The sequence below is a fragment of the Halorussus sp. AFM4 genome (assembly GCF_051194995.1).
Lineage (GTDB): Archaea > Halobacteriota > Halobacteria > Halobacteriales > Haladaptataceae > Halorussus.
Map to the genome: position 1 here is coordinate 46,880 of NZ_JBNTJT010000004.1, position 13,954 is coordinate 60,833.

General features: G+C 57.1%; 18 protein-coding genes. 12 read left to right on the forward strand and 6 right to left on the reverse strand.

Features of this window, described 5'->3' with window-relative positions; all coding sequences use genetic code 11:
* The first annotated feature begins 116 nt into the window (after positions 1 to 116).
* The 6 genes from ACQUQF_RS17700 (at position 117) to ACQUQF_RS17725 (ending at position 3,640) form a co-directional block, all read left to right on the forward strand.
* Positions 117 to 458, forward strand: coding sequence for a hypothetical protein (locus ACQUQF_RS17700; RefSeq protein WP_435180453.1), 342 nt, complete (start codon positions 117 to 119; stop codon positions 456 to 458).
* Between the two features lie 89 nt (positions 459 to 547).
* Positions 548 to 949 (forward strand): hypothetical protein, encoded by a 402-nt coding sequence (locus ACQUQF_RS17705; RefSeq protein ID WP_435180454.1) that lies wholly within the window; start codon positions 548 to 550, stop codon positions 947 to 949.
* A gap of 108 nt (positions 950 to 1,057) precedes the next feature.
* Positions 1,058 to 1,255, forward strand: a complete 198-nt coding sequence (locus ACQUQF_RS17710) for a hypothetical protein (protein WP_435180455.1) — start codon at positions 1,058 to 1,060, stop codon at positions 1,253 to 1,255.
* A 196-nt stretch (positions 1,256 to 1,451) separates the two neighbouring features.
* Positions 1,452 to 2,069 (forward strand): rod-determining factor RdfA, encoded by a 618-nt coding sequence (gene rdfA, locus ACQUQF_RS17715; RefSeq protein WP_435180456.1) that lies wholly within the window; start codon positions 1,452 to 1,454, stop codon positions 2,067 to 2,069.
* A gap of 472 nt (positions 2,070 to 2,541) precedes the next feature.
* Positions 2,542 to 2,910, forward strand: a complete 369-nt coding sequence (locus ACQUQF_RS17720) for a hypothetical protein (RefSeq protein WP_435180457.1) — start codon at positions 2,542 to 2,544, stop codon at positions 2,908 to 2,910.
* Positions 2,903 to 3,640, forward strand: coding sequence for a recombinase family protein (locus ACQUQF_RS17725; RefSeq protein WP_435180458.1), 738 nt, complete (start codon positions 2,903 to 2,905; stop codon positions 3,638 to 3,640). The genes ACQUQF_RS17720 and ACQUQF_RS17725 overlap by 8 nt, the downstream gene beginning before the upstream one ends.
* A gap of 221 nt (positions 3,641 to 3,861) precedes the next feature.
* Here ACQUQF_RS17725 and ACQUQF_RS17730 read toward each other — a convergent pair whose 3' ends face one another.
* Complete coding sequence (locus tag ACQUQF_RS17730; RefSeq protein ID WP_435180459.1) at positions 3,862 to 4,035, reverse strand: hypothetical protein; 174 nt, start codon at positions 4,033 to 4,035, stop codon at positions 3,862 to 3,864.
* Between the two features lie 179 nt (positions 4,036 to 4,214).
* Between ACQUQF_RS17730 and ACQUQF_RS17735 the strand changes: the two genes are divergently transcribed.
* On the forward strand, positions 4,215 to 4,583 hold the full coding sequence (locus tag ACQUQF_RS17735) for a hypothetical protein (protein ID WP_435180460.1): 369 nt from the start codon (positions 4,215 to 4,217) through the stop codon (positions 4,581 to 4,583).
* A gap of 163 nt (positions 4,584 to 4,746) precedes the next feature.
* Here ACQUQF_RS17735 and ACQUQF_RS17740 read toward each other — a convergent pair whose 3' ends face one another.
* Positions 4,747 to 4,881: a hypothetical protein gene (locus ACQUQF_RS17740; RefSeq protein ID WP_435180461.1), complete on the reverse strand. Its 135-nt coding sequence runs from the start codon at positions 4,879 to 4,881 to the stop codon at positions 4,747 to 4,749.
* 361 nt (positions 4,882 to 5,242) lie between these two features.
* Here ACQUQF_RS17740 and ACQUQF_RS17745 point away from each other — a divergent pair, with 361 nt between their 5' ends.
* The 4 genes from ACQUQF_RS17745 to ACQUQF_RS17760 all read left to right on the forward strand — a co-directional run bounded on the left by ACQUQF_RS17745 (position 5,243) and on the right by ACQUQF_RS17760 (position 7,016).
* Complete coding sequence (locus tag ACQUQF_RS17745) at positions 5,243 to 5,776, forward strand: hypothetical protein (protein WP_435180462.1); 534 nt, start codon at positions 5,243 to 5,245, stop codon at positions 5,774 to 5,776.
* 153 nt (positions 5,777 to 5,929) lie between these two features.
* The gene (locus ACQUQF_RS17750; protein ID WP_435180463.1) at positions 5,930 to 6,316 is read left to right on the forward strand and encodes a hypothetical protein; all 387 of its coding nucleotides are present in this window, start codon (positions 5,930 to 5,932) and stop codon (positions 6,314 to 6,316) included.
* Positions 6,316 to 6,621, forward strand: coding sequence for a hypothetical protein (locus ACQUQF_RS17755; RefSeq protein WP_435180464.1), 306 nt, complete (start codon positions 6,316 to 6,318; stop codon positions 6,619 to 6,621). The genes ACQUQF_RS17750 and ACQUQF_RS17755 overlap by 1 nt, the downstream gene beginning before the upstream one ends.
* Positions 6,622 to 6,719: 98 nt before the next feature.
* The gene (locus ACQUQF_RS17760) at positions 6,720 to 7,016 is read left to right on the forward strand and encodes a hypothetical protein (protein WP_435180465.1); all 297 of its coding nucleotides are present in this window, start codon (positions 6,720 to 6,722) and stop codon (positions 7,014 to 7,016) included.
* Positions 7,017 to 7,137: 121 nt separating this feature from the next.
* Here the strand turns inward: ACQUQF_RS17760 and ACQUQF_RS17765 are convergent, their stop codons facing one another.
* On the reverse strand, positions 7,138 to 7,395 hold the full coding sequence (locus tag ACQUQF_RS17765; RefSeq protein ID WP_435180466.1) for a hypothetical protein: 258 nt from the start codon (positions 7,393 to 7,395) through the stop codon (positions 7,138 to 7,140).
* A 193-nt stretch (positions 7,396 to 7,588) separates the two neighbouring features.
* On the opposite strand from ACQUQF_RS17765, the gene ACQUQF_RS17770 reads away from it, so the two are divergent.
* Positions 7,589 to 8,077: a hypothetical protein gene (locus tag ACQUQF_RS17770; RefSeq protein ID WP_435180468.1), complete on the forward strand. Its 489-nt coding sequence runs from the start codon at positions 7,589 to 7,591 to the stop codon at positions 8,075 to 8,077.
* Between the two features lie 182 nt (positions 8,078 to 8,259).
* On the opposite strand, the gene ACQUQF_RS17775 is transcribed toward ACQUQF_RS17770, so the two are convergent.
* From ACQUQF_RS17775 to ACQUQF_RS17785, 3 genes are all read right to left on the reverse strand, one after another.
* On the reverse strand, positions 8,260 to 9,243 hold the full coding sequence (locus ACQUQF_RS17775; protein ID WP_435180946.1) for a tyrosine-type recombinase/integrase: 984 nt from the start codon (positions 9,241 to 9,243) through the stop codon (positions 8,260 to 8,262).
* Between the two features lie 129 nt (positions 9,244 to 9,372).
* The gene (locus tag ACQUQF_RS17780; protein ID WP_435180469.1) at positions 9,373 to 11,856 is read right to left on the reverse strand and encodes a hypothetical protein; all 2,484 of its coding nucleotides are present in this window, start codon (positions 11,854 to 11,856) and stop codon (positions 9,373 to 9,375) included.
* On the reverse strand, positions 11,853 to 13,778 hold the full coding sequence (locus tag ACQUQF_RS17785) for a hypothetical protein (protein ID WP_435180470.1): 1,926 nt from the start codon (positions 13,776 to 13,778) through the stop codon (positions 11,853 to 11,855). The genes ACQUQF_RS17780 and ACQUQF_RS17785 overlap by 4 nt, the downstream gene beginning before the upstream one ends.
* Between the last annotated feature and the right edge of the window lie 176 nt (positions 13,779 to 13,954).

Sequence of the window (13,954 nt, forward strand, 5' to 3'; positions counted from 1 at the left end):
GTCGATTGTTGGCTATCGGAATCAGAACGTCACGCGGACTCACCGACGGTACTCGTCCTTCTCATAGAGGAAACACCATCCTTCCGATTTTTCTCTGTCCCCTCCTATTTGCGAGTATGGAGGATAACACAGTCGGTACAGAATGGAAAGTCGAATGGGCTACACGGAAGCCAAGCAGTGACGGCTACCTCGACAATCTGGTTTTGACTCGCGAGCAAGCTGTTGAGTATGGAGATGAACTCGTGATGTCGTTACGGGTGAATGGCGAGATACTCCGAGCGGAGGGACTAGATCCGGACGAACCGTTTGCGTGGAAGATTGAAGACGGTGAGCTACTGACCAAGCAGATCTCGCGCCAGTCATTTGAGCAAGTTGCTGAAAGCGACCGAGAGGACGCGTTCTACGCCCGACGTGTACTTGAACACCGAGCCGAACGAAGGCTTAGTGACCTTCGATAACAACTGTACGCGACTGTAACGCTGTCAAAAGGAGAGTAGGGTCGGAACTCACCGTAGCGGTTATGTCGACAGAATGATTGGCTGACGATATGTTCGGAGATGTAATCGCGACGCTGCTCAAGGCACTCATTTTCGGAGTGATAGGGGTGGTTTTCGGTGGCATCGTCTTCGAGAGCGGAAAGCGGTATGTAAAGGTCGGAGGAAACAACGAATTTGCTGGAAAACTGGCTGCCCTTCCTTTCTTCTTCGCTATCATTTGCTTCGGCTGGTTCATCCAGCATGCCGAGCAGTTCCTCGGCGCTCCTATCGAGTCGGCAGTCTACGCTATCCCGTCAGCCACGCGTCTCGGGAGCATTCTCGTGCTGACGATGGCGACTTTCAATTACTCCGTCCCCGATTTCAACTACTTTGATTGGAAGTCGCTAATCGTGTACGGCCTCGGCCTATTGTTCATCTTCTATCCCATGTACACCCCTTCGATTCCGATCTGAAGACAGCCGTTGGAGATCCGAACTTACCGGGGCTCGCACAGACAAATCACCGCAACTCTCCCAAGAGTGGGGGGAAAATATTCAGGCTAGAATAATATCTTGTAGTGTATGTCTGCCGTACCGAAGGAATTGATCGCCCTTCCACTCGTCATCGTCGTAGGAATTGCTATCGTCGCCGGTGTTTGGCTTGGTGGCAACGGTGGTGATGTTAGCTGGATAGACGATTTCGTCAGCACTCTCGCCATTCCTGCATTAGTTGTTGGACTCCTACTCGCCGGCGCAGTCGCAATCCGAGACGCTTTTTGACCTCGGAATTGGCGAACTCACCACTATTTATACGCGGTTGTCGATTATGGCTTCTAACTCACACCGTGTGTTTTTGATTGCTCTGGCCCACACCGGACAGACTTGTCTCTTTGTCTACCCGTATAGTTGGCTGCTGCTGAGCCGGCTTTCAAATAGGTTCAGCGACGGCCGTCTATCTATGACCGCAGGTTGCAAGGTGGATTACATCACCGAGAAGTACGATCTCCAGAACGCTGATGACCGAATCATCCGGAAACGAGAAAGGGAGGATGCCAGCCTCCGGGCGCTCGAGACGTATCTTAATCGGTGGGTTCTCCGACGAGAGATGGTCGAACAGGGAATGAACGTCCTCGATGGCGAGGCCGCGAACTACCATCGTCTGCTCTCGGATGACGAGGTGTTGAAGGCTAACACCGCTGCGGCTCGCCGTGAACTGGAGTCCGCTGGAATCGATGTCGATGAAGTCCTAGGCGACTTCGTGTCGTATCAAACCGTCCGCAAGCATCTCAACGAATGTCTGGACAAAGATACCAGCGAGGAGTACACTCCTGACCTCGATGAGGGATTCGACACAATTGAAGCTCTTCTTCAGCGTGTTAAGAGCGTGACTGCGCGGACTATCAATCGCTTCCGCCGGCACGATGTCGCTAGCATCGGTGAAGTCGACATCATCGTTTCGGTCAAACTCCGATGTGGGGACTGCGGTCGGGTTCACAGTCTCCATCAATTTATGGACTCGCCACATTGTCCGTGTGCCAAGGATGCGTCCATGGCTCTGGATGGCCGGCGAGAAAGTAACTCAGAAGCCCCCTAAGGGCGCCTGTATTTGCTAAATCTACAGACATAGGCAGAAGACGAAGCAACATCACTTCGAAAGAACCTGCAGAAGGCGTACCGCACGATATACGTATAGTCGAAGGTTGAGAAGGCCCCTAACAAGTATGTAGAGTAGCGACCGCCGTATCTGGTCGGGCATGCACCGTCCGGACGAGGGGTGTCCGCGATTCCAGCGAACCGGGATATGTTCGGTGCGGAGTCGTTGCAAGATTACGAGTGAACTTGAATCAGTTTGTAGTTCTGCAACGAGGGTGGCCGAACTGTCGAGAGCGCGGACACCGAGACTGTTCCAGCAGTCGGGAGTCCCCGACCGGGTTCGGCGAGGAGGGATCTAGCTCTGGATTGAGTGCAAATCGGTGCGCAATTCGGGGTGGTTTTGTTCGGACTTACGGGCGAGTCCGAACACGGGAATGAGTATATAAAGATAAGGCACGAAATTAGACACGCTAATGGAATCGTCAGAAGAGCGGTATCGAACGGCCATCTGGCCCCTCGGCTCCAGTCGAGCCACCACCATCCCACCCCGAATCCTGACGATCACGCAGGCTCCCGATGGAGACGACGCTGAGGTGCGCTGGAAGTACGACTCCGACCGCAACATCTACGTTGAGTTCGGGCGCGCGAGTGACGCCGACGCACACGAGCAGTACGCCTACCGAACCACGATGCAGAAGCGTTCGGATGGTTCCCGAGCCACCACCATCCCCGCCGACATCCTCCGCCACGACGCCGAGGATGGCGTCGACGAAGTGATCTGGCACTTTGACCTGAAAAACGAGCATCCCGTCCGACCCTCCTTCACCGAGAACGATGACTGACGACAAGACCGCACGCGCCTACGTCCGGCTCTCCGACTACTCCAACCGAAGCATCGAAGGGCAGATTGAAGACTGCGAAGCCTATTGCGAGCGCAACGGACTCGAACTCGCGCACGTCTACAACGAGGGTTACAACGCCAGCGGTTGGGACGACTCCCGCGACGAGTACCAGCAGATGCTTGACGACGCGGAGGACGGCGGGTTCGACGTCCTCGTCGTCCGCGACGGTTCCCGTCTCGGTCGTGACCATCGTGAGCGCATCCGTCGGTTCTTCGATCTCGACGATTGGGGTGTCGAGTTCCACACCGTCGAGCGCGGCGAAGTCGATCCCGAGAAACCCTCTGACTTCCTCATGGAGGTGTTCAAGGCATTCAGCGATGACCACGGCAAACGCGGTGAGGTTGAGCGACTGGAGGCCGAGAAGGAGCGCCGTCGCGAGCTGGGGTACTACTCGAAGGAACCGCCCGCCGGACTGGCGTACGACCGGGAGAAGCACTACCTGACGCGTGGTGAGGGATTCGACGAGGCCATGGAGGTCATCGAGATGCGCGAAGACGACGCGACGTACGACGAGATGGAGAACGCCGTCCGATTCAGCCGGAGTACCATCTCGAAGATTTTGGAGCGTCAGGAGAAGTATCGGGCTGTCGCCGAGGGCGCGAAGCTCGGGCAAGAACTCGAAGTCGTCTGGCCGGACGAGGAAGAGCCCCCAACCGCCGCCGACGGCTGACCCTCACTATCTCTTATTATGTCACAGGGCGTACAATTTCGCGTGGCAAGGACACACTCTACCAGATCATCTACGAGGCTACTGGAGACCATCACCCGCCTGTTGCCCTCGCGGGCGTTGAGGGCGTTGATGGTGGGATCGTCGTCAGCCCCGCTGACAGCGACAACGAGTACATAGTTACCGCCGAGCGTCAGGAGTCGATGGACGACTGACCGGGTAGGCTACTCCTCGCCGCTGACGCGTTCGAGGGCGCGGCGGGCGACGTCGCGGGCGGTTTTGATGTCGTCAATGGTGTCGTCGTCGACTTCTTCGAGGTCTTCGGCTTTCTGTCGGGTATTTTCGAGGCCGCTCGATGCCATCGCCAGTTTCGCTCGGACTTCTTCGAGCTCGTCCATACCTGCTTCGACGCGCGTGCTGTCGTATAAATGCTGGCGTGGAACCGGCGTTAATGCCCCCGGAGATAGCGTTTTGGCGGTGGCCGTACAATACGCGTGTGCCGCCGGTCAGTCGGCGGTGGGTTACGGTGGAGTTTGGCCGCCCACAGCAGGGGCGGCTATCCTCGCTTTCGCTACGTATGACCGACATCGTGATTGACGAGGACGGCATCCCGCGACTCCGCGACCGGCGGATTGCGGTCTCGCTCATCGTCGCCCAAATCGGAAGTTCGTCACATAGTGTCGAGTCCTTCGCCGAGGAGTACGGCGTCGGTGAGGGCAATGTGCGGACGGCGTTGTGTTGGGCGGCGCGGAATCCCGACCGTGTTGACACCGTGTTCCAGCGGCGGGCCGACGCCCTCCGCGACAGCTCGCCAGACTACCCGAACGGCGTAAAGCCACCGGCGGAGTCGAATGCAGAAGAGTACCTTCGACGGGCACGCGACGCGCTCGCCGCTGTCGAGCGGGAGTGGCAGCCCTATTCGGATCCGCGTTGGCGGGAGGAATGATGGAGAGGTAATCTGGGGGAGTCCGCGCGGTATCCCATCCGCGCAGCGCGGGAGGGGTCATCGTCCCACCGACCGGGCGGGTCTATAACCACCCACTTCATTCGTCGAACGGGATTGGACTTGAATGCCGGCGCGGCGGGCTGCGCGGTGGCCTCTAATCGGATCACACCACGTCCTCGACTTGGACGCGGATTCCGGCGTTGCACGTCCCGCACTCCAGCGTCACGTCGTTGATAGCGTCGAGTTCGATGCAGGTCTCGTTCAGGTGCCGGTTGGGGCACGTCCAGTACCTCTGCACTCAGGTTTGTCGTTTGCGCGGGGATAAGGGCACTGTCTCGTAGATATTGGAGTAACACCTCGCTTCACGTGTCCTGTTTGATTTAAAGCTCATACCCCACCGTGTTTCACGTGTTCTGCCGTCTGGCGATTAGGCTGGACACCTCGTTTCATATGTCCGTTTTCGCCACACCCCGTTTCACGTGTTTCACGTGTCCGTCTGGGCGGGGTTAGAACACCAATTATTGCGGTGCAAGTTCTATACCCTCCGATAACAGCCGTTTCAACTGTTTCGGTTATGTATCCCCCATCCCTACGGTAGGATGAGACGAACTCGGACGCCCGTCGGAGGCGATGGCGCCAACCAAACCACGTGACCCAAAATGAACGAGAACGAGTCCAACACCACGGAAGCACAGAACGCCGAAGAAAACCGCGCCAACGACATCGAGTTCGAACTCCAGCGCCCCGAACACGTCTACGATCACGAGACGGGGGAAGAGTATCTCGAACTCGTTGAAGACGCCACCAACATCGAGGCCATCGCGGATAGCGAGGATGTCCGGGCGGAGGACGTGCGACGCATCATCTACACTACCGGCGCTACTCTCAGCCACGGCATCCAAAGCGATGTCGATGTGCGCTATCGCGGCGATGGCTACGCCGTCACCGCCGCCGAGAGCAACCTCGACGTTGTACAGGAGCAGATCAACCACGAGATTACCGACGAACACGCGATTCGAGCGGAACGCGAACTAGCGCCTGTAGATGACGAGGAACTCCCGGGCGAAGATGAACTCATCGGGCATTACACGGAGTACCTCCGCTACGCGGTCATCAGCGCGATGGATGCGCTCAACAAGGGTGACAGCCGGTACCCTGTCGGATACCCACTCCTCGTCCTTACTGACGAGTAGAGCAGCGGCCGCCAGCCAACCAGCCCTCGCTCGCTGGACGTTCCTACTCGGCGTCGTAGCCGGGAGCGGGCCTCAGACGAACAGGATGCTGCGATGGAGGTGATTGACGCTACGAACGCACGCGAGACAGCCACATACGACGAACCAGAAACTATGAGCGAGAACGAGCTACAGTTCGAGAACAGCATCCGAAGCATCTACAGTCTCAACGGCGATGCGTACGTCGAGGACTACCGTATCCGCCCGAAGACGGTCAGCGACGACCGGTTCGAGATGAGTCTACTGATGCGGCTCGGTGGGCCGTACGCGACGTATTACCTTCGCTCCCGCACCGTCTATAGCGACGATGAGGACAAGGGCCACCGCGTCGAGATTCGCCGTCGTGGCGGCAATACGGTGGACACGTTCGAAGTAAACTGGACGACCGCCGAGCCCGACGACATCCGCGACGCCACTCAGGCGCTCCACGAGATCTACATCGCACCGGTGAACGACTGGTACAGTCACGCGCTCGCCGCCGACGAGGCGGATGACCGGTGATGACAGGAGAACGTACTCATCTCTCCGTTAACGAGGGAGAAGCCACGGTGGTTACGAGCCCGCGCCAGTCCGAGCGCGTGTTCGAGTACGAGTTCCGTCGATTCGGTGACGTCTGGGTGCTTGACAGCGAGAGGGCGTGGTACTCCGGACACGTACTGTCGTACGTGGAGGAGCATCTGGACATGCGCGTCGTGCGGAAGCATCTTACGCCGGCGCAGACGACGCTCAGCGAGTACGACAGCGACCGCCCTTCTGACGCGGGCGGCGAGATTGAGGTGGCGTCCACCGCTGCTTCGGTGGATTGACTTGCGCCGGCGGCGGTACGGCCCCTCCTGATCCATTACGGTGATGCCCCCGCAGTCAGGGGGTTTATACCGTCTACCCGCCGATTCCGACGTGCAACGTGAGTAGACGCGACGTCACCTATCATTCAGAATGGGCCGCCAAGCAGCGACGACAGCGGCGGCGGGAACGTGCGCCCGAACGCCGCCGGATCCATGCGCACCAGTCTGTTCGGCAGGACTGGACGCGTCATCACGATGACTGTCCGGATGGCGTGCGCCGGGAGGTGTGGATCAATCCGTTCTTCGAGCCCGAAACGTTCGTCTCGGAGAAAGAGCGTCGATTCGTGCAGACTAGGAAGATGCGCCGCCGGCGGATGGTACAATGGGAGGGTTACCAGCCCGGTGATCGAGCATGAGCGGGATGGAAGTCCCCGACCCTTGCAGGAGGCGGACGCGTTGCTCCGCTATCGGGGGATACAGCATCACCATTCATAGAGGAGACTTGATGACGGTCACGGGCCACCGCGACTCCGCCTGCTAACCCAGTCGCCGGAACTCGAAATCTTCCGGAGTCGTGTACTTCATTGAGTCATCTTCGATGAACGCAACCAAACTAGCATCCCCATCATCCTGCGATACGCGAATTGCATCCACGTCCGGCAACTCTTCGTGCGATATGGGGATCTCGTACCTGAAGCTTCCGACTTCCTCTTCGACGGTCACATTGCCCTGTGCTTCGATGTCACCGATCTTAACCACGACCGCATCGCCATCGGAAATCTCATCCCAGTCCATCGTCACTCCTTGTCGACGTTTGGATTCATCTCTTATATGCACATATGTTCTGTACTGCCAGACCGGGTAGCTACTTGGCCGCTCCCATTACCTCATTCAACTCCCGGGTCTATGAGTAGTATAATTCTTGACCGTCTTGATGCCGAGAGTTACCAAAGATTAACGGTAGTCCTCTGTTTACCAATCTCGAACGATGGAGTTCTGTGACAATTGCGGGACGCTCGTGCCCGCTGGTAGGGAAATAGGTGAGTGTGAGCAGTGTGGAGCGGAACTTGATTTGACCGATAAAAAGCCGCCACAGACAGATGGTGGAGCAACCACTCCGACACCGTCAACAAAGTTAGAGGAGTTACCGACGACCAGTAGTGGAAGTGTCAAGAAAGAAGACGCGATGGAGTGGTTGGAGAACCGCGAGCGACCATCAAGTGCTGAACTCCGTCAAGCAGTACTCGAAAAGCCAAATGACTTCACTGGCAGTACGTTTCCGACGGACATTTCGACGGTTCGACTAACCGGTGACCCGCAATTCATCGAAACCGTCGCAGGACTGTTTACTTGGATCGTCGGAATGGAAGACTACAGCCGGCGTGTTGAAATCAATCTTAAAGAGACGGAGGACAAGGAGACTGGCGAACAAACCGGGAACTACGCGCTCTATCTGTCGGTCGCCGAACGCGGATAAGGAAAAATATAGTTGAGGGAAGACCCGGTATCTCTGGAATCGTCGGCAATCGTCACAACCGATTCGAATTCCTTTAAGGATGGGGCTACCCCAAAGGGCAAACAGGAATGGAGAACCCCTCTGTCTTCCTGTTCGACGCGTCGTCTTTTACCACGCCTTTGAGCAACCTACTTGATCACTAATCAAACGCCAGCTGGCGGTGTCAGCTGTTGGTAGCCGGAATCGTTCAGCATCGCTGTGTAGGCGAAGTCAATGTCTCGCCCGGAGAGATGTACATACCGCCCCGGAACACGTGATCCTCGCACCCAGCCAAACCATTCACACATCTGTGCCTCGGTAAGATAGTTCGCAAGGTACGTCGCACGGCTGTGTCTGAAGTGGTGTGGATTCACCGGCTTCTGGATCCCCGCCCTTTCACGAGCCTTGTCCAAGATTTTGAGTCGAATTGTCTGATAACCAATTTGATCGGGTAGATTCCCCGGTTCTGTGTCCATTTTACACCACAAGAATGCGGTGGAAGTCGGTGTTGGGTGGACAGCAATCCATGCATCGACAAACGGGGCTGATTCGAGCAGAAGAAGCCGTCGTGCCCCGGTTTTCCCGGTAACGATAAGATGCTTGCCGTGTACACCCACTTCGATGTCACCAACTCGTAAATCGATCAGTTCGCCGATTCGAGCGCCAGTTTCCCAAAGTATAGCTATGAATGCTCGATCACGGTCGTTGGAACAACTATCTATCATCGCTTCTACGTCGGCCGGAGTGAGTAGGCTCTGTGGTAGCAACTGTCGGGACGACTGAGGGCCACGTTTGATCCATTTCGTCTCCGGCGGCTCTTCCCCATCGTGCATCCATTTCCAGAACTGCTTAATCGCTTGTTTGTAATCTGTCACCGTTGACTCGCTCGTACCACGTGTGTATAACCACGCTACGAGATCTTCGATACTATCTCTGTCAAAATCGTGGAAAGGTATCTCACCGACATGGTCGACAATAATCTTGAGATGGGCCATTAGCTTCTGTCGTTGTGCCGGACTAATCCCCGACAGAAGCATGTGTCGATAGTATGACTGGATGAGTTCCTTATTGGCTGGGTGAACAGAATCTGACTCCGTAATATATGTTAGAGTACGAACTGCTTGGCCTTCGTAATCCATCGTCGGCATGGTCACCGTTTCTACTCCACCTGTGATGATAACGAATATGGAGTGAAGTAAGACACATTTTGTGCGAACGACGCGTTCTACACCCTTACGGAGCGGTGTGTCAAAGCCTCTGTTTGATAGCTACGAAGGTTACCTTTCAGCCTTAGCAAACGCCTCAACTGACTCTCGTCCTTGCTTGAGAACAATGCCCCATAGCTGCTTGTTTACGATCTCGTAGTCGAACAAGGCCTGCTCGGCAGTAAGTGCGAACTGAGCGAGGTCACGGACAGCCTCGTCTCCATACCGCGGATGGTTGGCGAGCTCTTCAAGGAAGTCTGAATTGGATCGGCTTCGCTGCACAAGGATGTACAGTAGTATTGCTCGAACCGCCTCCCCCGTTATCTCGACCGACGGATCTTCATCTGCATACCGGACGAGGAGATTCTGTGTGTGAGTATCAATTGCATCTTCAAGATACGAGAAATCGAAGAGATACCTCCAAAGGGCCGGGGCAGACGATTCTAGTGTCTTTTTGAGGCGATTCACGAACTGGTTATGCGATCGAATTACTGGCTCGACGCTCTTGTAGTCAAGTTCGAGAATGATCGCTGGATGGATGTAGAGGAGGTCGAACGCGTCCTCCCAGAAGTCCAAGTCGCGAGCGTCGGTGTCCGCATCGCCAACGAACGCATCGTTGACCCGATTGTTGTCCTCGATTAGGTCTGAGAGTCGGCTTATTGCGGTTGTGAACTGGGGGTGCAACTCGAGGAAACTGTGGAACTGCTGCTGGCAGACACCAAGCACCTTCTCGTTATCAAGTTCGTCCATCAGATCCAGCATGATGCAGAGTTCCATCGTCTCGAAGAAGGTCTCCAAGTGGGTCTGGAATGATTCGACCTCGGCTGGAGTTGGGAGGTCGTCGAACTCCAGCGCATCTTGGGCCTGCTCGAGCTGATACGCCAGTTGTCGGTCGACGAGTGTGTGGATCGAGGGCGTGGACGATGCACTACCTGTTAGCCGAGCCGGCGACCGTTCCTCGAATGTCGGCGTTGAGTCTTGTTCTGTAGGTCTCTCGGTTGACTGGTCAGATGATAGTTCTCGAAGCTCGGAGAGGGCAACGTCAAAGACGCTGATAGCCGCCGTGTCGGGGTTTTGCAGGATTTGTTTTAATAACGTGGTTGAGCTTTGCGTCCCGCCGCTCTGCGTAATCTCGCGGTACTCCCGGAAATACGCCTGACTTTCTTCGTTGACGCGGCGGGGATTGCTGACCACATCTTTGTCTAGGGCGGTCACCGTGACGACCGCCGCTGCCCAGTGTTTCCGGTTGTCCTCCTCGACGAGAATAGAGAGTTCACCGTCGTCGATGTCCGCTTCAACACGCTGGGATACCGTTTCCCGTTCGGTTTCGATTTCGAGGCTGCACGTCCCGGTAAGCCCATCGAGCTTGAGAATCAACTCACTCACGTCGTCGGAGTCTGGCTGGGTCAGTCGGGCATCAAGCAGGCGCAGTTCTCCTTTGGTGGTGTCTTGTATGGCTTCCCAGCCCTCGTAACTTCGGTCGCGAACCGACAGGGTCTCCAGCCGCTCGACAGGTGCCGAGAGGTCAAACTCGAAGGCTTCGTTCCCGAACAGCGTTCCCTCCGGCGGCGATCGCTCGTCGGGGAACACGCTCAACAACGCCGCCTCGCAGTTCCCCGAACGCGTGTCCTGCAACAGTGCTGTGCTTGTCAGGTTCGGGCTACCGAACAGGCATGCCGAGCCCCACGGCCCACGGAATGTGAGAAATTTCCCGTGTACCCATCGGGTTGTTTCGTGGTTCATCTCCCGGACGTCGAAGGGGATGTCCAGCGCGTCCGGCAATCCCTCGAGATCGAGGGTGGTACTTTCGGACTCGACGATGAGTTCGGCGCGGTCGGCCCCGGTTGCCGAGAGGATGTCATCTACGACGCTCGGCGAGCCGTAGAAGGGGGCGTAGACCTGTACCGTCTCGACCTCTCCAACGAGGTCGAGGGCTTGCTGCAGGATCGGGGCGTCAAGATTGTGTATGAACCGCGTGGTTCGACCGGATTCAGAGCGACCGCTGACCTCGGCTTCGTAGTCGTCGAGCCATTCCAGTGTGGCGAGGGTTTCCTCCACGTATTCGGACGCTTCCCGGCCGGTAATGTGGTGCTCGTCGCCGGCGAGCGAGGCGAAGAAGCGACGGATGTCCCGAACTAGGTGGTACTCCTCGCTTAGATTGCGCTCTTCGTCCTCGAGCCATGATCGCTGGAATCCCACGGACTGGCCAACTTGCGCCGCTTTCGCGTATTCCTCGAGCGTGAGGTTGGCCGAACTGACTGTGGCGTAGACGCTCCGCTCGGAGGCGAAGAGGTTCACTTTCGGGTGGAACACGCCGCCCGTCTGCACCGGCTCAAGTAAGTAGTGTGAACCGATGGGTGCTTCGAGCCACTCTTCGGTGTCGATGTTCTGCCCGTAGCGGTGATCGTCAACGAAGACCGCAGGCAGGTCGCAGTTCCGCTTGCGCAACCGGGGACGGACGTACTCGCTGAAGAAGCGCGGATCGAACGAAAAGGTGGTTAGGAGCGCCTGCTGGATGCTCCAGCCGTTCCCGTCGAGTTCTTTGAGGAGGTTCATTCGTGGTGCCCCCCTTCAAGGCGTGCGAGCAGTTCCCGGCCCCGATCCGTGACCAGATACCCTGCCTCGTCGTCATCGGTTAGGAGGCCGCAGTCGCGCAGGAAGACGTTCATCTCATCGAACCGGACGAACGAGGGGGTCGCCCGAACCGGCCTGTCGCCCCGGTCGACGTGGGCCTCAAGACAGAGCCGCTCGTCTTGGTCGAACGAAAGTACCCGCTTGAGATTGCCGGGACTAAGGCGGTTATAGAACACCTTAAGGTGAGTTTCAACCACGTAGTCCTCCAGCAGCGTACGTCCGAACTCACTGATGGGAGTCTCGGGATCGGTTTGACGAACGCCGTGATACAAGCGTGGGAGTGACGCGAACCGCGAGTGCAACCGATTGTGTGCGTAGTTGAACAGCCAGTTCTGCTCCTCTTCTAACTGATTGAACCGCTCCACGCACAGGAACAGCAGCGCGATTGACCGTCCGAGGCTTCGTGCCCACCATTCGAACTGCCTGTCTGGATCGTCGAGACCGTCTCGAAGCTCGTCAAGCGATGTCCGAATAGCCTTTCCGAGAAGTACCTCGTTGTATCCGGACACGCCCGGAATTGGCGGTATCTCATCCCACCCTTCGCTGACGATCGCGCGGGCCTGCTCCCGCACCGAGCCAACAGTCGGCGGCCTCTCCGGTTCGCGGGGCGTGATTGAGACGGTCGGTCGTAATCTCCCCGTTGAGCCGTAGAGCAGAAGGTTGCGGGTGAGCTGTGTCGAACTTGCCTCCTCGGAACCCGCTTCGACAGTGAACGAGTCGAACAGTCCCGCGAGTTCGCGGCGGATCAGCGTCTGGTCGGTGGCCCGGTCGAGAAGGGGCTCGTAGTCGTATCGGGCCGGGATCCGCGAGTTCAAGAACGTACACAGTGCCTCCAGTTGGGCTTCGATGGCATATCCGGTGTAGACCTGCAACCAGTAGATTCGCATTAGCTCTCGGAAGTCTTCAAATGCAGTGAGGTCGGCCGCCGAGAGGGTCAGGGGATCGTCATCCGTCTCCGTCTCCAGTTGGCGAGCCCGGAGGAGGAAGAGGCCGTATCCACGGCGATACTTGTGGTACTTCCGTCGGTATTTTTCATAGAGCTGGCTCTGCGTTGGCAACTCCTCGGGATCGTCGATGGTTTCCTGCAACTCGTCGAGCAAGTCGAGTGGGATTGACTCGGGAACCGTCTCATGGAGTTCGACCGTTCCGCTTCGTTCCTCGCCCGTCCAGTCCAAGAAACCGAGGAGGACTTTCTCGAACGCCCGGCGCTCATCCTCGTGGACATCGCGCAAGTAGAGCGATTGATTTGCAAACGGCTCTTTGAGTGCCTCGAAATCCGCTCTCGTCGCGTACCCACGGCCGGCACACTCAAGGACGCGTTCGGCCTCGTCGCCCAGATGGTTCTCCACGATTTCGGCCAGCTCTTCTCCAGCGCCCGTCAGCTCGAACCCGCCGCGCTTCAGGAGGAACTTCTGGAGGAGGTTCTCGTAGTTCGTCGGGTAGGCGTAGCTGTCGTTTTTCAGCAGTTCGAAATCGTCGAAGTGGATCTTGTCGAATTGTTCGTAGTCATAGGAGGTAACCCGGGTGATTCCGTCCATTCCGCTGATCGTGGCACCCCGTGGTTGATCCTCGGCGAGGTGCTGATAGTGACTCGTCAGGCTGAACAGTTTCTCGATGCGTTTTAGACGGTCGTATCGCTCGTCGTCCTCCAGCGACCGGCTGCTGAGTTCCCGTAATGCCCACGCATGTATCGACAGATACCGGAGCCGAAGCGTAATTGACGTGATTAACCCACGAGAAAACAGGTTCACAACCCGATTGCGCGACCGGTCAGACCCTAGGGGATCGATTGGCGTCCCTCGTTCGTCGGTTTTTTCGTTCCAGTCGGGCAGCACTCCTGCCATTATAAACTGCAAAATAAGTCGAGGCGGTTATATTTCTTTGCCTTACGCCAGCGGATGTCCGCCGTTCATAGTGTGGGCAAACTACGACCTTCACGTCGCTCTAAGGTCTCGATTTGGTTGAGTGCTAACTTGTTCCGTACCTGTCTGACTTTAGTCTCTCTGCTGTTAGGCTAGCG